Origin of the sequence: Paenibacillus sp. 276b (genome assembly GCF_900107875.1) — a bacterium.
Classification (GTDB): Bacteria; Bacillota; Bacilli; order Paenibacillales; family Paenibacillaceae; genus Paenibacillus; species Paenibacillus marchantiae.
Genome location: NZ_FNRR01000003.1, coordinates 95,921 through 119,499 on the forward strand (window position 1 = coordinate 95,921; position 23,579 = coordinate 119,499).

Annotated in this window: 20 protein-coding genes; 8 read left to right on the top strand and 12 right to left on the bottom strand. The window is 49.3% G+C overall.

The window, feature by feature from the left end; translation table 11 throughout:
• Position 1 precedes the first annotated feature (1 nt).
• From BLV50_RS16550 to BLV50_RS16575, 6 genes are all read right to left on the bottom strand, one after another.
• Entirely contained in the window at positions 2–760 is a 759-nt protein-coding gene (locus BLV50_RS16550) for a lysophospholipid acyltransferase family protein (RefSeq protein ID WP_090808932.1), read from the bottom strand.
• Positions 729–1,496 carry a carotenoid biosynthesis protein gene (locus tag BLV50_RS16555; protein ID WP_090808934.1) on the bottom strand — a complete coding sequence of 256 codons (768 nt, stop codon included), beginning with the start codon at positions 1,494–1,496 and terminating at the stop codon, positions 729–731. The genes BLV50_RS16550 and BLV50_RS16555 overlap by 32 nt, the downstream gene beginning before the upstream one ends.
• Positions 1,496–2,368 carry a phytoene/squalene synthase family protein gene (locus BLV50_RS16560; protein WP_090808936.1) on the bottom strand — a complete coding sequence of 291 codons (873 nt, stop codon included), beginning with the start codon at positions 2,366–2,368 and terminating at the stop codon, positions 1,496–1,498. Before BLV50_RS16560 ends, BLV50_RS16555 begins: the two co-directional genes overlap by 1 nt.
• Positions 2,365–3,828, bottom strand: a complete 1,464-nt coding sequence (locus BLV50_RS16565; protein ID WP_090808938.1) for a phytoene desaturase family protein — start codon at positions 3,826–3,828, stop codon at positions 2,365–2,367. The genes BLV50_RS16560 and BLV50_RS16565 overlap by 4 nt, the downstream gene beginning before the upstream one ends.
• On the bottom strand, positions 3,825–5,375 hold the full coding sequence (locus BLV50_RS16570) for a phytoene desaturase family protein (RefSeq protein ID WP_090808940.1): 1,551 nt from the start codon (positions 5,373–5,375) through the stop codon (positions 3,825–3,827). The genes BLV50_RS16565 and BLV50_RS16570 overlap by 4 nt, the downstream gene beginning before the upstream one ends.
• A 287-nt stretch (positions 5,376–5,662) precedes the next feature.
• Positions 5,663–6,730 carry a MerR family transcriptional regulator gene (locus tag BLV50_RS16575; RefSeq protein ID WP_256337976.1) on the bottom strand — a complete coding sequence of 356 codons (1,068 nt, stop codon included), beginning with the start codon at positions 6,728–6,730 and terminating at the stop codon, positions 5,663–5,665.
• A gap of 126 nt (positions 6,731–6,856) precedes the next feature.
• Here BLV50_RS16575 and BLV50_RS16580 point away from each other — a divergent pair, with 126 nt between their 5' ends.
• The 8 genes from BLV50_RS16580 to BLV50_RS16610 all read left to right on the top strand — a co-directional run bounded on the left by BLV50_RS16580 (position 6,857) and on the right by BLV50_RS16610 (position 16,499).
• Positions 6,857–8,332 (top strand): phospholipase D family protein, encoded by a 1,476-nt coding sequence (locus tag BLV50_RS16580; protein ID WP_256337977.1) that lies wholly within the window; start codon positions 6,857–6,859, stop codon positions 8,330–8,332.
• A 125-nt stretch (positions 8,333–8,457) separates the two neighbouring features.
• Entirely contained in the window at positions 8,458–9,081 is a 624-nt protein-coding gene (locus tag BLV50_RS16585) for a TetR/AcrR family transcriptional regulator (protein ID WP_072733638.1), read from the top strand.
• The gene (locus BLV50_RS16590; protein ID WP_063566951.1) at positions 9,078–9,419 is read left to right on the top strand and encodes a DMT family transporter; all 342 of its coding nucleotides are present in this window, start codon (positions 9,078–9,080) and stop codon (positions 9,417–9,419) included. Before BLV50_RS16585 ends, BLV50_RS16590 begins: the two co-directional genes overlap by 4 nt.
• Complete coding sequence (locus BLV50_RS16595; protein WP_063566950.1) at positions 9,419–9,733, top strand: DMT family transporter; 315 nt, start codon at positions 9,419–9,421, stop codon at positions 9,731–9,733. Before BLV50_RS16590 ends, BLV50_RS16595 begins: the two co-directional genes overlap by 1 nt.
• A gap of 142 nt (positions 9,734–9,875) precedes the next feature.
• Positions 9,876–10,007 (top strand): hypothetical protein, encoded by a 132-nt coding sequence (locus BLV50_RS33490; RefSeq protein ID WP_256337978.1) that lies wholly within the window; start codon positions 9,876–9,878, stop codon positions 10,005–10,007.
• A 241-nt stretch (positions 10,008–10,248) separates the two neighbouring features.
• Positions 10,249–11,178, top strand: coding sequence for a TetR/AcrR family transcriptional regulator (locus BLV50_RS16600; protein ID WP_072733940.1), 930 nt, complete (start codon positions 10,249–10,251; stop codon positions 11,176–11,178).
• Positions 11,179–11,218: 40 nt separating this feature from the next.
• Positions 11,219–14,437, top strand: coding sequence for an efflux RND transporter permease subunit (locus BLV50_RS16605; protein ID WP_090808942.1), 3,219 nt, complete (start codon positions 11,219–11,221; stop codon positions 14,435–14,437).
• Positions 14,438–14,810: 373 nt separating this feature from the next.
• A complete protein-coding gene (locus tag BLV50_RS16610; protein WP_090808944.1) occupies positions 14,811–16,499 on the top strand; it encodes a PucR family transcriptional regulator in 1,689 nt (562 codons plus the stop codon).
• Positions 16,500–16,503: 4 nt separating this feature from the next.
• Here the strand turns inward: BLV50_RS16610 and BLV50_RS16615 are convergent, their stop codons facing one another.
• From BLV50_RS16615 to BLV50_RS16640, 6 genes are all read right to left on the bottom strand, one after another.
• Positions 16,504–16,731 (bottom strand): hypothetical protein, encoded by a 228-nt coding sequence (locus BLV50_RS16615; RefSeq protein ID WP_063566948.1) that lies wholly within the window; start codon positions 16,729–16,731, stop codon positions 16,504–16,506.
• A 5-nt stretch (positions 16,732–16,736) separates the two neighbouring features.
• On the bottom strand, positions 16,737–18,176 hold the full coding sequence (gene hydA, locus BLV50_RS16620) for a dihydropyrimidinase (protein ID WP_090808946.1): 1,440 nt from the start codon (positions 18,174–18,176) through the stop codon (positions 16,737–16,739).
• On the bottom strand, positions 18,173–19,468 hold the full coding sequence (preA, locus tag BLV50_RS16625; protein ID WP_090808948.1) for an NAD-dependent dihydropyrimidine dehydrogenase subunit PreA: 1,296 nt from the start codon (positions 19,466–19,468) through the stop codon (positions 18,173–18,175). The genes hydA and preA overlap by 4 nt, the downstream gene beginning before the upstream one ends.
• Positions 19,469–19,735: 267 nt before the next feature.
• Positions 19,736–21,103: an NAD(P)-dependent oxidoreductase gene (locus BLV50_RS16630; RefSeq protein WP_090808950.1), complete on the bottom strand. Its 1,368-nt coding sequence runs from the start codon at positions 21,101–21,103 to the stop codon at positions 19,736–19,738.
• Between the two features lie 109 nt (positions 21,104–21,212).
• Positions 21,213–22,094 (bottom strand): nitrilase-related carbon-nitrogen hydrolase, encoded by an 882-nt coding sequence (locus BLV50_RS16635; RefSeq protein ID WP_072733644.1) that lies wholly within the window; start codon positions 22,092–22,094, stop codon positions 21,213–21,215.
• A 169-nt stretch (positions 22,095–22,263) separates the two neighbouring features.
• Positions 22,264–23,529, bottom strand: a complete 1,266-nt coding sequence (locus BLV50_RS16640) for a M20 family metallo-hydrolase (RefSeq protein WP_090808951.1) — start codon at positions 23,527–23,529, stop codon at positions 22,264–22,266.
• Between the last annotated feature and the right edge of the window lie 50 nt (positions 23,530–23,579).

Sequence of the window (23,579 nt, forward strand, 5' to 3'; positions counted from 1 at the left end):
GCTAACGGTTCACCCGCTTTCGTGCCGCATCGTATTTTTCACTCGTAGAACGTACATGACGAATCAGTGGAAAAGCGCCCGGTAAACTCCCCTGCCCGATGCGTACCAGCTCTGATTTATGGTCATTCAACTGCTGCTCCAGCACCCTGCTCAATCTGGTGGCAATCTCGTCACTCTTCCATGTCTTCCAATCTTCTATTACAGGCGTACCCACCTGCATCGATACTTCCGGTAAATCATGTTGAACCATGCCATGACACAAAGTCACAGGTACAGCTACGGCGCGTGGAGAGCGGCGTAACAGCAAACTAATGCCTGGACGAAACTCGATTGGCCTGGCATCCTGATGCAGAATTTCCCCTTGGGGAAAGATCCAGACCCTTTTGCCGGAGTGAAGCAGCTCGGTGGTATATTGCAAGGAGGTTCGAATGCTGGATGCATTCTCCTTGTTGATTGAATACGCGCCAAGTTTGCGGAAAAAGGCATATTGTCGCAGCTGCTCTTCTTCCATCATGACATAATGATCGCCTCGGGAAGTCTGCTGCGATGCATGATAGAGCAGCAGACCATCCCACCAGGAGCTGTGGTTCATGAAATAGATGACCGGTTGATCCGGATCTATGGGTGAACCAGTATTCGGTAAAAGCGGGTCCAATGAACCTGATAACGTAAACGAGCGAAAACGTCTCCGCAGCAAATAATAATGATTGTATAAGAAAAAAATCCGGTTAAACGGTTTTGATTTTACGGCGCGAATCATATAGCCAGCTCCCCTCAGCAAGAAGCACACCTACAATAGCAATGATGAAGCTGCCCGTAATTCCTTCTTTGAGAGCTAACAACCCAAACAAAAGAATAAACAGCTGATACAACCACTTCGCACGCAGCAATGAGCTTCGATCTGAAGGCATTGCGGGAAGAAACAAAGAGAGAAACGCTCCCATTACAAACCAGCTTATGTAATTGGTCCAGGGCACTCCGTAGAATCCACCTGGAGCTTGCCATTGCCAGAATCCTCTGGCATGCGCAACCGGGTCCAGCACCAAGTCCAGCACGATAGCCCAAAATCCGGTCTTAACCGCCCGAATCAGCTTGCCAGTCCAGGTCGATCCACCGCCACTGAGCAGAGCCGAGTTACCCACCACGGCAATCCAGGCGAAGCCTAATGTAACGGGTACACTGAACAGGTGGATTCCGAAGAAGTTCGAATACGAATATTCGCCAAAGGGCCAGTGTGTATGCACGCCGACCCATTCTACCCCCATGCCGCCCAGCCATATAATAAAGGAAACCAGCCAGAGTCCAGGTTTCATCCAAATGACTGACTGGTCGGACAACCCCGACCGTTTCCGTCCTTGATATATCAGATCCAGCACATACAGTGCATAGAAGATTAGAAACAAACCGTTGGAGAAGGACAGTACATCCGGAACACCAATCGTCAGCATCAGTACCGCTCCGATGAAGTACCACGCCCAGTAGAGGCCCTGAACCATCAGGATACCGCCGTGCGGGAGGCTTGGTAAGCCAGCATTGGATAACGTTTCACAATGGCACCCAGCATCTCCAGTTTCAGTTCATCACTAACAAAGGCACGCTTCGTATACACGTCATAGTCGTTGCGCTCAACCGCATGCAGAATGGTCGAATAAAAGGCTGCCGCCAGCTCAATGGCAAATGCACTTTCGGTGGGATACGTATCCAGACGGTCCATACCGATTCGGAACCAGCCCAGCGCAGCTGCTTTTAATTCATGAATGATGGCTTTAAACCTTTCGTCAACAACACCGTTAGCCCAATCCTGTTCGGAATATCCATGCTTCTCCATCATCTCCAGCGGAACGTAGCGACGGGCCCTTGCCCGGTCTTCGCCCACATCACGGATAATATTGACGATCTGCATACCTTTGCCCAGCGCAATCCCGTTCATAGCCACGTCTGTACCGTTGTCATCTCGCAATACAGGCAGCAACATCTCGCCGACGGTTCCGGCAACCAGATAACAATACTGTTCCAGTTCCTCCATCGTTGTATAATGTGTGACTTTAAGATCAGTTAATTGTCCGTCCATTTGACGGAAGAAAGGCCCCTTGTCCAAATGAGGGAAACTCGTAAACAGCCATCGTAATGCCGGCCAAATAAAATGTCCTTCCGCTTCTTCCAGTTGATTGAACAGATTGCGGATTTCATGAATCGTATAGGGCGACTGCTCCGGCTCATCTACACTGTCATCGATCATGCGACAAAAGGCATAGATCACGTACACGGCCTCGCGGCGTGGGCTGGGCAGACCTCTGAAGGCTTGATAAAAAGATGACGAGCCCTTTTGCATTAATTCCTCACACTTGTTCAAAATCGCTTCATTCATGTTTCCATCTCCTTCGTCAGTAAATTCACTGCCATCCGTGCACTTTGCATCACAATAGGAACCCCGCCTCCCGGATGTACAGAAGCTCCTGCCGCATACAGTCCCCGGATTGCCGGGAATGGCTTCGGTTGCGGACGATATACACCGGATTGAAACAGTACGGGTGCGATGCCAAAGCTGCCGCCGCCATACAGCCCGTCACGCTCAGCGTCAGCGGGAGTACGTATTTTTTTCCACTTGATTGCTTCACGAAGTCCCGGAAATCCGCGTTGTTCCGCTTCTTCCAACACTCGTTCTGCCAGCGCTTCGCTCTCCCGAGACCAGTCGACACCATCGGCATCCGGCACTGGAATGAGGAAGTACAACACACTCTGACCTGGCGGAGCTGCTGTCTCGTCCAATGCAGCCGGATTGAATACATAAAAAGAGGACTTCGCCGGAATGCGGCGCTGGTCGAACACTTCCCGCAGACTGCCGTCCAGACTAGGAGGCAGGAAAAACTGATGCGTCGTTGCATCCTCCCAGGTTTTGTCTACGCCCGCATAGATCAACACACATCCCGATGAGGGACGATATGGCTTTCGTTTACGTGAAACTTCAGGCGTCTGACCCAGCAGACCCGACAGGTGGGGGAAATCGCCATTGTAGATAACTGCATCCACATTTTCTGCGCCTGCGGCAGTTTCTATACCTTCGCACACACCATTTTTAATATTCAGTCCCGTCACTTCCGTGTTCAGCACCACGCGACCACCACGTGATATCAGTTCCTGTTCCAGTATGGCAGGTAATGCAGCATAGCCACCCTTCACCATCCAGATGCCATATTCATGCTCTGCATAAGGAAGCAGGGAGTAAATACCCGGCGTGCCGAAGGGAGATCCCCCAATATAGAGACTTTGCAGCGAATAAGCATCCAGCAGTTCCTCATGCTGAAAATAATCGCCTACAGCCTTCCGTACACTTTTGTGAGCACGTAATCGGCCCATCAGGGACATCAGAGACGGAGTGAAGAAATCCCGTTTTCGCGGAAAAGCCCGTTCCAGAAACGCAGCCCGTCCCGCCGGAAACAGTGTGTCCATATCTTTCATAAATTTCGAGAATCCCTGGCTTTCTCCAGGGAAGAGACGTTCAATCTCTTCGGCCTGCTGTTCACGTGCCGTCATCTTGGTCATCACACGACCGCTGCTGTAATGAACCCTGTACAATGGATCACAACGCAGCAGCTCAATCTTCGAACGATCCACACCTGCTTCCTCCAAAATGCCAAGCAGCATCTCGGGCAGAAGTACGATCGTAGGGCCTTGATCGATCCGATATTCCCCTTCCTGCTCGTAGCCGATACGACCTCCAACTCTGGAACCCCGTTCGTATACCGTTACGTCCCAACCCTGTTTATTCAGTAGTAATGCTGAAGTAAGACCGCCAATGCCTGCACCTACGATGGCTGCCCGTTTCATGAATGGCCTCCCGCTTCCGCCGTTTTCACATACGAGGATGGTTTGGAGCACTTGCGAGCGTCCTCTTCCTGGATCAGCTTCACGCTGATTCGAGCTGATTCAAAAATGGTCGGCAATCCACTGCCCGGATGCGTTCCGCCGCCCACCAACCATACCCTTTTTAACTCTTCGAACTGGTTATGCGGCCGCAGATACATCATCTGCCCAAGATTGTGAGCCATATTAAATGTTGCTCCACGGTACACGTCGAGTTCATTTTGCCAATCCAGCGGTGTAAACATCATGGATTCTTCAATACGATTGCGGATGTCTGACAACTCAGGAATCGATTCCATCCGCTTCATCATCGCCTCCCGCACATTCTCCCGTTCTACCTCCCAATCGATGTCTCCGGTAAGGTTCGGCGTAGGCATGAGAACATATAAAGCAGATTTTCCTTCCGGTGCGAGCGTCGAATCGAGTCTGGAAGGGTTATGAATATAGAGGGATGGATCCGCAGACAACACTTTGTGCTTCGTAATCTCGTCGACGTTCAGTCGATAGTCCTCGGGAAAATAGATCGAATGATGCGGTAAATCCACTTCACCGTCCACGCCCAGATACAACATGGCTGTGGAGCAAGAGTACTTTTTACGCTTCATTTTCTCCGGTGTATATTTCTTGAGTACGCCTGGTTCAAACAGATGGTTCACGGCATGTGCAAAGTCTGCATTAACAACGACATGGTCCGCTTCAATGCGTTCGCCATTCTCAAGCAAAACGCCTTCTGCACGACCATTGCGAACAATGACCTGTTTAACTGGACAGGATGTATGTATTCTTCCTCCATATTCTTCAACTACATCAGCCATGGCTTGAAATACGCGATTGACGCCTCCAATGGGGTGAAATAATCCATAGTGGTGCTCAATGAATGACAGAATCGTAAACGTACCCGGGCAATCCCAAGCGGACATGCCGAGGTATTTGGATTGGAACGTGAATGCCCAGCGCAAGCGCTCATCTGTGAAATAGCGGGACAGAATGCCGTAAACTGTATTGTTAATATCGAGTTTCGGCAGAGCTGTCATGGCATCTTTTCGCAAATAATCTGCCAGCTTGCCAAAAGGCCTGCGCAGCAAAGGCATGACTTTGCCAAACTTCACTTCCTCTTCCTGCATGAACCGAAGGTAATTGTCCTCGTTGCCGGGGAAAAGCTCCTTGATCTGTGCAGCTGTATCTTCACGATTACGAGAAGGCGTAAACACCTTATCACCGAAATTTAGGGCATACAGCGGAGTCAGCTCTTTCATCTCCACATAGTCTGATAGCTTGCGTCCTACAACGTCGAACATCTCTTCAATCAACTGCGGCATCATCAAAAATGTGGCACCACGGTCGAATCGATATTCACCCAGCTCCAGTCTGGCAGAACGTCCCCCGATGACTGGCTGTTTCTCATATACATCTACTTCGTACCCCTGGCCGGACAATAACATCGCTGCTGCAAGTCCACCCGGACCTGCACCAATGACAGCTGCACGTTTACGTTGCTGATTCGGTATCATGCCACTCACCTTTCCTATGTTAAGAACTATCTCTAAGACTATAGTCTTTAACCTATTATTAAACCGCCCATGAACAGTTCAAGCGGGTAAACGCAAAAACATTATACAAATATAGTACAAATATTATACAACTTATTAAATCAAAAAATGACCGACTGGTCAAATTCTCTAATAAGATATTTTGGAATACAAAAAACACCCTCTGCGCTCTTGCGTCAAAGGATGTCCTGTATACCCAAACCTATACATTCTATTTTAAAATACATTTTCAAAAAGAAACGAATCAGTTATCTCCGCCCAGGCGATGGTTCAACAAAATACTCACGTTCCATCCACGCTTGCCAATCCGATGAATCTTCAGGCATAATCCACTGCGGATATCGTGCTTTCTCTGTACGCTCATAACCCTTGCCTCCAAGTACAAAACGCATATGCGGGAACTCGTCCACAATTCGCCCTATGAGTTGATCACACCGCTCAAGAAGTTCGGAACTAGTAACCGATAGACAGACCAATCGGATGTTCTGCTCCCGGATAATTGGGAATAGCCCCTCTTCCGGTGTGTTGGCTCCGAGATAGAGCACTTCTGCACCATTTTTACGCATAAACAGGGAGAACAACAATAATCCCACCTGATGATGCTCCCCTTCCGGGCACAAGGCCAGAACTTTGGGCAGATGCGGATAGATCGGGAACAGATGGAAAAACTGATAAAAGCGCTGTGAGATCAGTTGTGTCATAAAATGCTCTTGAGCGACCGAAGCCCTGCCTTGCTCCCATGCATCCCCAACCCGAACCAGAATGGGCACCAGCACATGATAAAACATGGAATCATATCCGTACATGGTGAAGCCAAAATCAATCAGACCATTGGCTCGTTCACCCTGAAAGTTGTATAGCGAGTCATAGATCTGATCGGCTATACGTACATAAGCCTCTTCCATCGTGGGTACTGGAGGCGTTAACGATGTAGGCACTGCAGCTTCATGTGAACTGGTTTTGTTCACCTTGAGCATGCGTACTGCTTCCGAAATATTCGTCTGGTGCTGCTCCACCTGCTCTTTTAACCAGCGCAGATCTGCAACATTCTCTTCCGTGTACAAGCGATAACCCGATTCCGTCCGCTCAGGGGTGACCGCACTGTACCGATTCTCCCAAGCCCGGAGCGTTACCGTCGGAATACCCAGCATGGCAGCGACTTGTTTGATGGAATACACCTTATTACCCACTTTCTTTCCTGAAATAGCCAGACTTTCGCAGGTTAAACGAATCCTTATCCCGTCTTTGTCAGGTATATGAAAATCCGAACATTCCACAAAAATAATACACTCATTATACACAACGGTCATATGCATGTCGATTGAATCAATCGAAATGGTTTTGCCTTTCCTGACGACTTAAATAATCTGTCAGGCTCTCTGCGTCAATGTTGTCATCCGGGTGGTAATAGAAGTCAGCACGTTCAGAAAGGGGAGTTATTGTTGTTTTCTTATCGCCGCCAGACATCAGACCGCAAGTCTTCACGCGGCAAATTTCCATACATACGAACAGGACTCGTCCTATTGGCACTATGGCTCATCGCCGTCATGCTCTATCAGACCTATAAACCGTTACCATCCGGCATTGCCTATGAAAGTCCTGAATACCGGGTGGATCAGGTACAGTTTTTGCATGATCTGACCTATCCATCCGCTGATGGACAGATGGAGCACGAACAGCAGATCTTCCAGCGCATGCTTCAGGTTATCGAGGACGCGGAACAGTTCGTCGTCGTTGATATGTTTTTATTCAATAATTACCAGCACAAAGGTCAGCAATTTCCACCCATCAGCACAGAGTTTACGGAAACACTGGTTGCCAAAAAACTTCAGAAACCGGATATGGATATGTGGTTCATTACGGATGAAGTGAACACCAACTATAACTCCGCACCGAACCCGTTACTGGAGCAGATGAAGCAGGCCGGAATTCACGTGGTCATCACAGATGTGGACCCTTTACGTGACTCCACTCCTGTCTACTCTGCGGTCTGGCGCACCTTCTTCCAGTGGTTTGGACAATCCGGCAATGGCTGGATTCCGAACCTGATGGCAACCGATGGACCGGATGTCACCGTGCGTTCCTACCTTAAGTTGCTCAATGTGAAGGCCAATCATCGCAAAGTGGTGGTCAGCGAGAAGACAGCTATTGTCTCCTCAGGCAATGTTCATGATGCCAGTGCCTATCATTCGAACATTGCTTTTGAAATAACCGGACCAATCATCGGAGATATTCTTCAGTCCGAGCAGGCCGTACTAAACATCTCGGGTGGAGGTAAAATTCCTTCCTATACAGCTCCTACCACAGACCCGAATAAAGGAGATTTGCGAATTCGCTATCTGACCGAGGGCAAAGTGAATGACGCAGTGCTCCATGAGATTAATCAATCGGCAAAAGGTGACATCTTGTGGATGGGCATGTTCTACATCGCTTCACCCAAAGTACTGGATGCACTGCTCGAAGCCTCGCAACGGGGAACCGAGATACGGCTTGTACTCGACCCGAACGAAAATGCCTTTGGTCAGGAGAAGACTGGCATTCCCAATCGTCCTGTAGCTGCTGAGTTACATGATAAATCGGATGGCAAAATCCAAATTCGCTGGTATAACACAACCAAGGAGCAATATCATACTAAGATGATGTACATTGCCAAAGCCACCGGGGATCATATCGTCCTTGGAGGATCGACCAACTTCACCCCCAGAAACATGAATGATTACAATCTGGAAAATGACCTCTGGGTTGCTGCACCACCAGACAACTCATTTACTCATGATGTGGCGAATTATTTTGACCGGATATGGAATAATGAAGATGCCGAGTTCACCCTGAACCTGGATGAATTTCAGGAAAAGACTACATTTTTGAAAGAAATCGTATATAAGCTGCAACTGATTTTGGGTTTAACGACCTTCTAATGGAAAATGAAATTCCAAGCATAAAGCCGCCTGTACACTATCGTGCAGGCGTTTTTCGTGCCTTGACAGGGATTGTAAAATGTGAAAATATAGGTTACCTAACGACCGTTAGGAAGGTGATATTAATGACTGCACATTCGATTCGGGATGCAGCCCTGTTCCATTTTGCAAGAGATGGATATGAAGGAGCCTCCTTAAGAGCAATCGCTGACGAAGTCGGGATTAAAAAACCGTCCATATATGCACATTTTAGCGGCAAGGATGACCTGTTTTTGCAAACCCTTGCGCATGCGTTTAAGGATGTTCAGCGTCGAACGCTCGAATACTTCCGTGATCACGCCGATCTGCCACTGGAACAAAGGTTGAAGGGTTTGCTGATATGGTTTGAGCAAGAGTATAACTGCAATGCCTCTGCCCGCTTTATGCTGCGTATGTGTTACTTCCCGCCGCTTTCGCTATATAGCGAAGTGATGGATTTAGTTTATCCGTTTCTGGACGGTATGGAGCGGTCACTGACACGGCTGCTACAAAGGGCGACGCGCAAGGGGGAACTACAGGCTGTTCCAGCAGAACAAGCTGCGATTACTTATATGACTTTTCTCGATGGCATCACGGTTGAGATTATTTATGGAAGTTCACGTCGATACAGAAGACGGATTGAAGCTTCCTGGCCAGTCTACTGGCATGGCATTCATCATCTGAAACAAGAGGCACTGCCCGTTGTTTTGAAAGGAGATTCATCATCATGAACCGCAACTGGTTATATGTTTTTATCGGAGGACTCATTGAGATTGTATGGGTAAGTGGGCTGAAACACGCCTCTAATGTTTGGGAGTGGGCTTTGACGGCCTTAGCCATCATCCTGAGCTTTGGATTAATCATTGCTGCTTCCAAAAGATTGCCTGTGGGTACGGTGTATGCCGTATTTACGGGGATTGGTACTGCAGGTACGGTACTGGCTGAAATGCTCCTATTTGGTGAAGCATTCTCACTTGCCAAGGTTTTGTTAATCGGTCTGTTGCTATGTGGTGTGATCGGACTGAAACTGGTCACGGATCAACAATCGGCAAAAGGAGGTGAAGCATAATGGCTTGGATGGCAATTGTGGGCGCAGGCATATGTGAAATTTTTGGCGTCATCGGCATTAATGGTGCTTCTACCCGAAAAGGCTGGCCTTATATCGTGCTCATGCTCGTATCGTTCGCATTCAGCTTCTCCCTGTTATCCTACGCGATGACTTCTATTCCCATGGGTACCGCGTATGCGGTGTGGACTGGAATCGGTACGGTGGGCAGTACGTTAACAGGTATGTTCCTGTTCGGTGAGCGGAAGGAAGCCAAGCGGCTGCTGTTTATTGCCATGATTTTGGTGGCGGCGATCGGATTGAAACTGATTACGTAACGTAAATACCTCCATTATATATCTTCCATAATATTTAATTATCCCAAAAAGACGACTTTCGATCAGAAAGTCGTCTTTTTGGGATATGATGTAAGTAAGAAACCTCACCACACTCTGTTACGTAAGAAAGGAAGTCGTGATGATGAAGAAATGGTTCGCGCGTATGGGTTCATTTACCGGATATATCTTTCTGGTCGCTGTGGGAACCTTTTATTTGATTGCTCTTGTAGCTATTATTCTTCTAGCCATTTACGTCTTTAAAGGCGGATCATGAAATAGATCATACATATTGCAATGAACATTCGTCGCTCATATATACAGCCTTTACTGCGTCTGCATTACGTAGGAAAAATGCTCCAGTCCCCATATAGTACACCCTCTTATTTTTCCATTTTTCTCCCATTTGAATTCCATTGTCTTTATCGTTTATACTTGGTTTGACCCTAAAGTCAATTCAAGAACTCATAAGTTCCGCAGGTGAGGTGGATGTATCGTTAATGAACCCTATCCATGAAATGAATGAGAAGAAAAAGCTCATTATTACCACAGCACTCAAGCTGTTCTCAGCCAAAGGCAGTGCTGCAACCTCCATGCAGGAGATTGCAGAAATATGCGGGATGTCGAAAGGCAGCCTCTACCTCATGTTCAAATCCAAAGAGGAATTAGAGGCCAGTACGATGGAGTACTGCATATTCACGCTCATGGACGAAATCTCCCAGATTGAACATGAAGCTGGGCTCACTTCGAGAGAACGTCTGCACAGGCAGATTGAAACACTGCTTGTCCATGTATCCGAGCTGAAAGAATTTTTACGCGTGCAAATGCGCAGCATGATGATGGATGAAGAGCAGCATCGCAAGGAAAAGTGCAAACCGAAAAACAAGGATCTGGAGATCCGTACCCTGCACTGGTTCAAGGACAAACTGGAGGATCTGTACGGACCGGAGATTGGACCCTATACCTTAGACCTTATTTTGCTCACGCATGGTCTGTTCCTCTCCTACATCAAAATCTGGTTTACGGAAATGCCTTCCCTTACCGTATCCAAGATGGCAAGCAACATGCTGCAAACGATTGATTATGCAGCTCGCGGATTGCTCGATCAACGCCCTGCCCCTTTGGTTCCTTTGGAACATTGGCCAGCATGGAGCAGCGATTCAGATACAGATTCCACAATGATGCGTCATCCTATTCATATCATCAAACAGATGAAGGATATCATCTCTTCTGATATGCCTCCAGGGCAATTGCGCAATGACGCGTTGGAGACCATCGCCATCCTGAGACAGGAAATCATGGAATTCACACCGCGACGTGCCATTATTCTGGGCATGATGCGTAATTTGGATCACATTCCTGTCATCCAGCCATTGCACTCCGAGCTTCAGCACATTATGGATGCCATGTATAGCCGGTTCATCCAGGCTGACTCGTCACAACAATAAAGAAATACAGGGAGAAACAGAGAGGAGAAGAAACCATCGTATGAAAGGGATTATTAATTTTTCACTGAACAACAAGTTTGCGATCTGGATTCTGACCATCATCGTTTCCTTCGCCGGTTTGTACAGCGGACTGACGATGAAACAGGAGACCATTCCAAACATCAATGTGCCATTCTTGAGTGTTACGGCCATTGATCCAGGGGCAGCTCCAGAAGGTATTGTCGAGGATGTCACCAAACCACTCGAACAGACCTTAAGAAATGTAGAGGGAATTAAGACACTCACCTCTACTTCCATGGAGAATGCTTCTTCCATCACCCTCGAATTTGATTATGGTACCGATCTGGACAACGCTACCGCAGCGGTACGTGAAGCACTGAATGAGGTGCAGTTGCCGGATGGTGTACAGAAACCAACCATCTCGAAGTTCAGCATCAACTCCTTCCCGGTTGTCTCGCTCAGCTTGTCTGACAAGGACGGCGGCGATCTTGAACAATTGACTCGACTGGTTGAAACGGATATCCAGCCTGCACTCGAAGATATTGACGGTGTAGCTCAAGTCCAAGTTTCCGGCCAATATGTTAAGGAAGTTCAACTGAAGTTTGATCAGAAAAAAATGAATGAACTCGGTTTGACTGAAGATACAGTCAACGGCATCGTTCAAGGCTCTTCTGTCCGTGTACCACTCGGACTGTTTGAACTGGACAAAGCACAGAAAGCTGTTGTTGTTGATGGCAACATCATCGATCTGGATGATTTGAAAAATCTCGCTATTCCGGTTGTACCAAGCGGTGCAGGAGCAGGCAGTGGTTCGGCCACAGCACCACAAGGCGCCGGCGCACAAGCTGGTGGAGCAGCTCAAGGCTCTGCACAAGGTTCTGACCAGGCTGCAGGACAAGCCGCAGGTGGAAATGCCAGTGTAGGCAGCACTTCAGGTGCCGCAAACGCACCTGGAATTCCAACGGTTAAATTAAGCGAGATCGCCAAAATTGAAGTCATTGGTCAGGCGGAGTCCACTTCCCGGACAGACGGTAAGGAATCCATCGGGATCTCCATCGTTAAGTCCAATGATGCCAATACAGTTGATGTCGTTAAGGCGGTTAAGGACAAAGCGGAAGAATTACAAACGCAGTTCAAAAACGCCGATTTGACTGTTTTGCTTGACCAAGGTAAACCTATCCAGGACTCCGTAAACACGATGCTGTTCAAAGCGATGTTTGGTGCTTTGTTCGCCATTTTGATCATTCTGTTGTTCCTGCGTGATATTCGCTCCACCATTATTTCCATTGTCTCTATCCCGCTCTCCTTGCTCATTGCATTGACAGCACTGAATATGATGGACATTACGCTGAACATGATGACCCTGGGTGCCATGACGGTCGCGATTGGACGGGTTGTCGATGACTCCATCGTTGTTATCGAGAATATCTATCGCAGACTGACACTCAAGGGAGAGAAACTTAAAGGCCGTGATTTGATCCGGGAAGCTACCCGTGAAATGTTCATTCCGATCCTTTCTTCCACGATCGTAACCATTGCGGTATTCCTGCCGCTGGCACTGGTGAGTGGTATGGTCGGTGAGCTGTTCATGCCATTTGCCTTGACCATGGTCTTTGCTTTGCTGGCATCCCTGATTGTGGCTGTTACGATTGTACCGATGCTGGCACATACGCTGTTCCGCAAAGGTCTGAAGAACAAGCAGAATCATGAGGAAAAACCAGGCAAGATGGCGGAAGGTTACAAACGTCTCTTGAACTGGACATTGTCTCACAAACTCATCACCGTCGGCGTTGCTGTATTGCTGCTCGTCGGCAGTTTGTTCCTGTATCCGTTCATCGGTGCAAGTTTCTTGCCGGAACAACAGGATAAATATGTGACCATTACGTACAGCCCGGAAACTGGAGCTTTGCGTGAAGATGTTGAAAAAGAAGCACTCGTAGCCGAGAAATGGTTGCTGACGCAGCCAGGTCTGGAGAAAATGCAGTATTCCATCGGCGGCAGCAATCCACTGAGCAGCATGGGTGGAGGCAGCTCCAACTCTGCTCTCTTCTATATCGAATATAACGAAGATACGAAAGACTTTACAAAAGTGAAAGAACAGCTTGTGGAAGGTCTGAAGAAAGAAGTTACCGTAGGAACCTGGAATGAGCTTGACATGTCTGGGGGACTGGGAGGCAGCAGCTTGAGCCTTTCCATCTATGGTGACAATGTAGATCAGATCAAACCTGTCTCGGATGAAATTCTGAAGCTGGTTGAAGCAGATACCGAATCTTTTGAAAAAGCCGACACTACGCTCTCTGATACCTACGGGCAATACACGCTCGTCGCGGATCAGGAAAAACTGAGCTCGCTCGGTCTGACTGCTGGCCAACTGGCTATGACCCTCAGCCCTGCACGTGAACGCCCTGTACTCACAGAAGTGGATATTGAAAACAAAACGTATAAGGTCTATGTAGAGACTGACAAAAAGACATTTACCAGCATTGCTGATATTGAAAACGAAAAAGTTACTTCACCACTCGGCATTGAAGTACCAATCAAAGATGTCGCGAAAGTGGAAGAAGGCACTTCACCGAACTCCATCATGCGTATTGATGGCAAAGTCGTTGTGCAGGTATCAGCCAACATCTTAGCTTCCGATGTACAAAAAGCATCATCAAACTTGCAGGCGAACATCGACAAACTGGATCTGCCAGATGGTGTTGAAGTGAAGTTTGGCGGTACAACCGAACAGATTAATGACACGTTTACCCAACTTGGTCTGGCCATGCTGGCAGCCATTGCGATTGTATACTTTGTGCTTGTTGTTACGTTCGGCGGTGGACTGGCGCCATTTGCCATCCTGTTCTCCCTGCCATTTACCGTCATTGGTATTATGGTCGGCCTGTTCGTAGCTGGTGGTACGCTTGACGTATCTGCCATGATGGGTGGACTGATGCTGATCGGGATCGTGGTCACCAACGCCATCGTCTTGATCGACCGTGTTATTCACAAGGAAAAAGAGGGAATGCCTACTCGTGAAGCCTTGCTGGAAGCCGGAGCAACGCGTCTGCGTCCAATTCTAATGACAGCTCTGGCTACCATTGGTGCCTTGCTGCCACTGGTGACAGGACTTGAAGAAAGCGCAGGGATCATCTCGAAAGGTCTCGGAATTACCGTAATCGGTGGTCTGATCAGCTCTACGCTGCTGACTCTGGTTATCGTGCCAATCGTGTATGAGTTCCTGATGAAGTTCAAAAAGAAAAGAATTGAAGATTAATCGACACCTTCTGTTGATTGAATTAAATCATCACTCAGAATTATGATGAGCTTCTAACATAGAACACCCCTTAGTCCACATTAGAATGGTTTGTACATTCTGATCTGCGGCTAAGGGGTGTTTTACATTTAACTATAGTTTCTTAGCATCGGTCATAGAAACATCTAGATGTTAGATAGAACTACATAGAAATAATCCATTTTGTTTTATTTCATAAAAGGAAGAGATCATTTTGTGAAATAAAACAAATGAACGTGAGATTTCAGCTCATCTGTTGTTAACAGACTTATAATCAAGACAAACGCTCTTCAGAAGCTCGACTTACAAAGCGGGTATGTAAACTGCATGTATTTGAGGGAAGGACGGTGGTTTTGTGGGGGAAACGACGCTGCATATTCAGATGAGAGACATGCTGAAACGTCCAGTGTTCCGCAAGGCTGAGGTACTCGCCAGTGAACGGGCATTGGAGCGATATGTGCGTTGGGTGCACATTATGGAGGTTACCGAAGTAGGCAACTTGCTGAATGGCGGGGAACTGGTGCTAACGACTGGCATTGGCTGGCAGGATGATGAAAAGCAGGGACTGTCTTTCATGCGCCAGTTAATTGCTCGTGGAGCTGCGGGACTCTGTATCGAACTGGGGGCTCACACCAAGTCCCAGCTCGGACCTATGAAGGAACTTGCAGCAGAAGAGGATTTTCCACTGATCTGGTTCCACGAACAAGTACGTTATATCGATATTACACAGGACCTGCATTTCGCCCTGATTCGCAGCCACCAGCGTATGCTCGCTGATCTCGACAGCCTCACTACCTCGTTCAACCAACTTCTTTTGAATGGAGACGGTGTACAACCACTGCTCCGACTGTTGTCTCGAACAACGGGTTACCCTGTAGCGCTATATCCACTGGATGGGGAAGCAAGTGCCGTTCCCTACTGCCCTCCAGCCCAATTGGAGATTCGTCGGCAGGAGTGGTTGTCACGTCGTGGTCATTCGGACGAGGGAGAGCATTTGGGAGATCATTCTTTACAGAGGAATCATTCGGTGCATTCACCGGATGCACTCACTCTGCCTGTACAGGCGCTTGATTATGCATTTGCCGATCTGGTGCTGATGCTCGACAAGCTGTCGGATCACGATCAGGATCTGCATAATAGACCCTCTGATGAGTTCATCATCCAGGCACTGGAACGTTGCGCAGCCGCCATTGCTCAGGACTGGATGCGCACCAAATACATGGAGGAAAAGCGACGCTACAAGGAAGATATGTGGGTCATTGACTGGCTTAACGGACATCATTCTGCGAAAGAAATTCATGAATATGTATCTGCTGCCAATGCCCAGCTTGCTTCTGGAAAAGGTACCGTCATTTTGTTCGATAGCAATCCCAGCTACACAGACAGTCTCAAGCTACAGAAACTGCTAATTCAACGCAACATCATTGCCCGTTCCGTGTTCGCGCGGGAAGGATTCGCCCTGTACAGCACCGTGCTAAACCACCAGATCATTCTGATTATTGTTGACCCTCTGCCTGGATCTCAGCGAAAAAGCAGTCTATGGCGCTGCATTGAACAGTTGCAGCAGCATGAACAGGAACAGACCCATCGCCTCTTCTCGGGTCTGTTCGGCATCGGTCACAGCTGCGCTGATCTATCACGTCTGAAAGACAGCCTTGAGGCAGCCAAGGATACCCTGCGCATTCAGAAGGACATCGGTGTGATGCAGCAGCCCTTTTACAGCAATCTTCACTGCTACCGCATTATTGCCAGCATGAAGCAGAGCGGCAGTCTGGATGATTTCATTGAAGAATATCTCGGGCCAGTCATTCGTTATGATACCGAAAAAGGCGGTCAGTTGTTGCGTACGCTTAAACAATATTTTATTCTATGCTGCTCCAAACAGGAGACGGCCACGGCTTTATTTATCGTCCGACAGACGTTATATCACAGATTACACAAAATTGAGATACTTCTGGGTGACGACTATACTCTCCCCGAGAAACGCGTCGCCATCGAACTTGCCATCTATGCATATGAATACGTTCATGGGCCACTCGTGTGACCTTCTACGCTCCTTTTTGCTCCTGAAGCTGCCTGATCAGGATATGACTGAACCACTTCCGTCCAGACGCTGTACCCACATATTGCTCCTGTTTTTCTCCGGGAAGATCGGGGTGCCCCCACACGACATGAGCACCCTCCAGATGTTCCCGAACGGCATAGATCCGGTAACCCTGGGCCACCATTCGTTCAATCGCTATCTTTTCCTCTTCAAATACATCATGGTCAGACATCAGCTTCACCCTCCATTCACTGCCGTCACAGGCTGTCTCACAGGTAATGGTGCACCGGCATCATATTTGTCACGCTTCACATACTGACCCGCTCCTGCCACTCCGGCAAACTGTCGATCCCGAATCACATATTCCCCGCGGCATAGCACTGTCACCGGACATCCCTGAACCTGCATGCCCTCAAAGGCGCTATAATCCACATTCATATGGTGGGTAGCTGCCGAAATCACCCTTGAGATAGATGGGTCAAAAATAACGATATCCGCATCTGTCCCCACTGCAAGCGTTCCTTTCTGCGGAAATAAACCAAATAGCTTGCTTGCCCGTGTAGAGCATAAATCCACCCACTGATTAAGCGAAATTCGCCCCTTCACTACCCCTTCGGAATATAAAATGCTGAGCCGATCTTCAATGACAGGCCCTCCATTTGGAATTTTGCTGAAATCATCCCGTCCCAGATCCTTCTGTCCCTTGAAGTTAAACGAACAATGGTCCGAGCCAATCGTCTGCAATTGACCGTTCTTGAGTGCATTCCACAACACTTCCTGATGAGGGGCTTCACGCAGCGGTGGGGACCAGACATACTTCGCGCCTTCAAAATCCGGTTGATCCATCTTCGATTGATCCAGAGTTAAGTACTGCGGACAGGTCTCGCCCCAGATTCGATAACCCATGTCTCGCATACGGGCGATCTGCTCCACGGCTTCCGCACAGGTGACGTGCACCACATAGAGCTGTGAATCGGCAAGTGCTGCCAGTCGGGCCGCCCTCCCTGTAGCCTCTCCTTCCAACATGGAAGGTCGGGTAAGTGCATGATGTATCGGCTCGGTTCTACCATCCGCCAGCGCCTGCTGGACCAGCAGATCAATAACATCGCCGTTCTCGGCATGTACCATGACGAGTGCGCCGTACTCTTTGGCCTTTTGCAGCGTCTGAAAGAGAATGCCGTCATCGGCCTGGAACTGATTTTTATAAGCCATGAACACCTTGAAGGAAGACACACCCTCTTCTTCAATGATCTGTGGCAGTTCCTCCAGCACCTGATCATTCATCTCGCCAATCATCAAATGAAACCCGTAATCAATGGCGGCTTTGCCCTCGGCTTTGGCATGCCATTCCTGAAGGGATTCCAGCAAAGGTCGGCCTTTTTGCGTCAAACAGAAATCAATGACCGTTGTTGTGCCGCCGAAGGCAGCAGCTGCGGTACCCGTTGCAAAATCATCCGCCGTCACCGTTCCGCCGAACGGCATATCCAGATGAGTATGCGGATCAATCCCGCCAGGGATGACATAACAGCCGGACGCATCCACAACCTCCGTTCGTTCATCCGGCACAAGTCCCATGCCTATCTGCACGATCTTTCCATTTTCAATGTAGATATCAGCTTCAAACGTATCCGACGCCGTGACCAACATTCCATTACGAATCAATTTGCGGGTACTCATGATATAGCCTCCTTGGTGGATTGATCTCTGGCCGATTGCAGCAGGGCAATCGCAGACTGACGGTCATTCCAGGTTAACGGTTCCTGTTCATGTGCGATCTCTACCATCTCAATTGCGCCGTCCACCGGACAAACAATCGAGCACAGATTACATCCGACGCAATCTTCCTCAACGACCTCCAGATACGAGCCAGAGGGGTCAGACAACATATCAATACATTGATGCGAGGTGTCTTCGCAGGCGATATGGCATTTGTTGCAATTGATGCAGACATCGCGGTTGATGCGGGCTACCACTTTGTAATTCAAATCGAGATTGCCCCAATCCGAATAACGCGGAACCGTCTGACCAATCAATTCAGATACACTTCGCAGACCTTTCTCATCCAAATAATCGTTCAATCCATCGATCATGTCCTCCACGATACGGAAGCCATGATGCATGGCTGCGGTACATACCTGGACCCCCGTCGCGCCCATAAGTAAAAATTCTGCGGTATCTCGCCAATCGGATATGCCTCCGATGCCGGAGATCGGCACCCCAACTGCCGGATTGCGCGCACACTCGGCAACCATGTTCAGCGCGATTGGCTTCACAGCCGGACCGCAATAGCCGCCATGTGCCCCTTTGCCACCTACATGCGGCACGGTATTCCAGGAATCGAGATCCACACCCGCCAGGGAGTTGATCGTATTAATCAGGGAAATCGCATCCGCACCGCCGCGCACCGCCGCACGGGCAGTCGCCGTAATATCGGTGATATTAGGCGTTAGCTTCACAATAACAGGTGTGGTCGCCATTTCCTTCACCCACATCGTCTGTAATTCAACCAGATCCGGTTGCTGACCAGACGCTGCTCCCATACCACGCTCGGCCATGCCGTGCGGACACCCAAAGTTCAGCTCCAGCCCGTCTACGCCGACAGCTTCGACTTTCTTCACAATCTCATGCCACTTCTCTCGTTTCGGTTCCACCATGAGTGAAGCAACCACTGCCCGATCTGGGAAACGCCTCTTGGTCTCAGCAATTTCACGTAGATTCACCTCCAGCGGCCGGTCGGATATTAACTCAATATTGTTAAAACCCGCGACGCGCTGTCCACCAAAATGAACGGCTGCAAAACGCGAAGAGGTATTAATGATCGGCTCGCCCAACGTCTTCCAGACGGCACCACCCCAGCCTGCTTCAAAGGCGCGCTGAACCTGATATCCGGTATTGGTCGGCGGCGCAGAGGCCAGCCAGAATGGATTGGGCGATCGAATACCTGCCAGATTAATGGATAAGTCAGCCATAACGATCCCTCCTTGGTGTGGTTTGAACTCACAATGGTGTTTGTTTGAACTTCACAAGATAGACTGGAATCTCACGTATGACCCAGGAATCCTGCTTGATCAGGGTTAGTATGAGTGATTGGTGTTGCCAACCTGCTGTTATATACTGTTTGTGTACATTCTAACGAACCGTACACCTTCTGTTTGGTGCAAATGCGGTAGGTGAGCGTTTTAACGAATCGTAGAAGGCTTGGTGCATAAGATTCGTTAGCTATAACTAAATATATCTCATGCCGTCTCTTCCACCTGTCCGGGCAACGCCTTCATCACCGATGCAGCCGCCAGCTTGCCTTGTTGAGCTGCGGAGACCACCATTGCTTCGCCCTGCCCCTGTCCGAAGATAACATCGCCTGCCGCATAGATCTGTGGATGGGACGTACGGTACGTCTGTGGTTCCACTTCAACAACGCCCCAGTGATGACGCAGGCCAAATACCTCAATTAATGGCAGCAAACGGTTCTGTCCAATGGCTCGAACAACGGTGTCACATTCAAGCATGAACTCCGATCCCTCAATCGGCACAGGCAATGCCCGGCCACCTCCAGGTGGAGTAACCAGCTTCATTTTCATACATTCTATAGCCTGGACTCGACCATTCTCGTCTCCAATAATGCGCTTCGGCATGGTGAACCAGCGAAATTCCACACCTTCCTGCTTCGCAAATGTATATTCGAAGGCATACGCTGTCATCTGGCTCTCCCCACGTCGATAAAGCATCTGCACACGCTCGGCACCTAGGCGTACCGAACAGGTCGCTGCATCCACTGCCGTATTGCCCGCACCAATAATGGCAACCTTCAGACCGTTCAGAGCCGGGGGCACACCCTGCTTCGTGGATTCCACCAGCTCAATGGCATCATAGACACCTTCCAGCGTCTCTCCTTCAATGCCGAGCATCGGAACAGCGCCCATCCCGCAAGCCAGAATAACGGCTTCGTGCTGCTCCAATAACTCTTCAGCGGATACATCCACCCCAATGCGTACACCATACCGAACCTGCACCCCCAGTGCCTGCACTTGTTCGACTTCCCATAAGGCTACGGATTCCGGCAGGCGAAAGGACACGATACCATACGTGTTAAGCCCTCCGCCTTTCGCTTTGGCTTCATAGATCGTCACCTCATACCCTGCACGCCCTAACTCTCTGGCCGCAGACAATCCCGCAGGCCCTGCGCCTACAACTGCAACACTTCTTCCGTTGGCAGGCGCTGCCTTGAATAACAGTTCATTCTTCGTCCGTGCCCAGTCTGTTGCATATCGCTGTAAATCACCGATCCGAATCGGCTTAGATGACTCGTTCAGTACACAAGCGCCTTCGCAAAGTTCCTCTGTCGGGCAGACCCGTGCACAGCTAGCACCTACCGGGTTGGCTTCCATAATAGTCCGAGCCGAGCCTTTGAGGTGATCTGTTGAGATTTTTTTGATAAACGAAGGAATATTAATGTCGGTTGGACATGCCTTGATACAGGGTGCATCATAACAGTACAGACAGCGGTTCGATTCCTCCATCGCTTCCTTGCCCGTCATTGCAGGCTTCATTTCGGTAAAACGATTCTCCCATCCGTAATCAGACAACGTTGCTCCTGCGCTGTTCATCAATATCATGCACCTCCATAAGGTTGATCTCTGTTTTTCCTTTCGCCGCCGGATAAAGTTAATGACTGACTCACACAGGGACTGCGATGCCAAAACTATCTTCGCTCAGCTACAAGTTAACAAGATGTTCGTAGGTCTCAGGCCGTCGATCGCGGTAAAATTGCCATACATTGCGTACTTCCCGAATCAACTCCGTATCCATCTCGCCAATGATGACCTCATCCTGATCCCTGCTGCCCATGGCCACCATTCTGCCTCGCGGATCCACCAGATACGACTGACCATAAAATTCACCCATATTCCATGGCGATTCCACTCCCACTCGGTTGATGGCAGCCACATAATAGCCATTAGCTACCGCATGGGCAGGCTGCTCCAGCTTCCACAAATATTCCGATGTTCCGGCTACCGTTGCGGAAGGGTTGAATACAATCTCTGCACCCGCCAGCCCAAGTAGCCGTGCCCCTTCCGGAAAATGACGATCGTAACAGATGTACACGCCCACTCTGGCGTAGGCTGTATCGAATACCGGATAGCCCAGGTTACCGGGTCTGAAATAATATTTTTCCCAGAACCCATTGGTGCCTTCGCCTGCTTCCACATGCGGAATATGATGTTTGCGGTATTTCCCCAGGTAGGAGCCGTCCGCATCAATAACAGCAGCCGTATTGTAATACGAAGCGATCCCTTCCACCTCGTATACAGGCAAAATGACTACCACGCCAAGCTCCTTCGCGAGCTCCTGAAAACGCATGGTTGTCGGTCCTTCCGGCACCTGCTCGGCAGATGCATACCACTTGGGGCTCTGCTCCGTGCAGAAGTAAGGCCCGTAGAACACTTCCTGCAAGCCGATAATCTGCGCTCCCCGAGCAGCCGCCTCACGCACCAGCGCAATGTGTTTCTGAATGGCGGCCTCCTTATGCACTTCAACTGGGGCCGAGCCCTCCACCTCGTGTGAAGCTTGAATCATCCCGATGCTGATTTTACCCATACGCCACATCGCCTCCTCTAAGAAACTGTCCGCTGTCCGTTTATATGAAAATCACCATCATCTTATATGACTGTAAAACCCACCAAATATGATTGGATTTGAAGTATCCATTGGATTGTTACCTACGAAATGAACTTCCAGCGTCCTCCCTCCTGGTATGTTCGCATCGTTATTCACTGGTTTCCGGGCTGCACATCTGCCTTATCGTGCGGTACATCACTTCTGTACCGAGAGCAATGTCCTCGGGCGAAGAATACTCACTTGGATGATGGCTGATGCCATCCTTGCTGCGAACAAAGATCATGCCATAGTCACACACGTAAGAAAGGGCAAGTGCATCATGGAACGGACCACTCATCAGCTCTGGTAAAGGCAGGCCGATTTCTTCGGCAGAAGAGCGAATGGCATTCTTGATTCGTTCTGCACAATATCGCGGCTCGCTGTTGGTATCTTCGGTCAAAGAGTAGGTCAGGCCGTATTCCGAGCTAACGTCTTCCAAGAGGCTCATTAACCTTCCTTCAAGCCGATTTCTGCGCTCCATCTCCATATCTCGCAAATCAACCGTAAAGCTGACCTGCTCAGGAATGATGTTGCGTGAGTCCGGGAAGACACTGAGGCTCCCCACGGTCCCTACTGTCGGAGCTTCCGGATCTTCTCTGACCATATCGTCAAAAGCCGCAATGACCTTGGCGCTGCCCACCAGCGCATCATGCCGCATCCCCATCGGTACGGACCCGGCATGCCCTGCCATGCCTTTCATGGTCACCGTGAGCCACAGCGGGCCCGAGATGCCAGTCACCAGGCCTACCGGAGCGTCCAGCGATTCGAGCACAGGTCCTTGCTCAATATGCAGCTCCAGATAACTACCAATCGAACCTGCCGGATAGACCGATACGGCAAATTGCTCTGGTGCACAGCCAAAGGACTGCAATGCCTCTCGGCGGGTCACCCCATTTTTGTCCTGTCGCTCCAATTCTCCCTCTTCCAGCTGTCCGGTTATGCCACGTGAGCCAAATAATCCTTTGTTAAAACGCGAGCCCTCTTCATCACAAAAGGCAATGACCTCAATGGGCATCCGAGGGCGAATGCCTTGTTCCATCAGACACTGAACAGCTTCCAGCGCACCAAGGACGCCGATGGCCCCATCATACCGACCACCATATGGCTGGGAATCGATATGCGAACCGATCATGAGGATCGGCAAGGACGAATCTGTACCTTCAAAGCGACCAATCAGATTGCCAAACGGATCAAGGCGAGTCACAAGTCCGGCCTCTTCCATCCAGAGACGAAGCTGGATAATGCCCTCCATGTCTTCCGGAGTCAACGCGAGCCGGCAAACACCCGTCTCCACAATTCGGCCAATACGGGACAACTGTCCAATTCGATCATCCAGACGCATCTGATTAATGATTTTTTTAGTGGTGGTCTGCATCCTCCCTCGCCTCCTTACATATTCAAAAGCACGATATAAATGAAGATCTC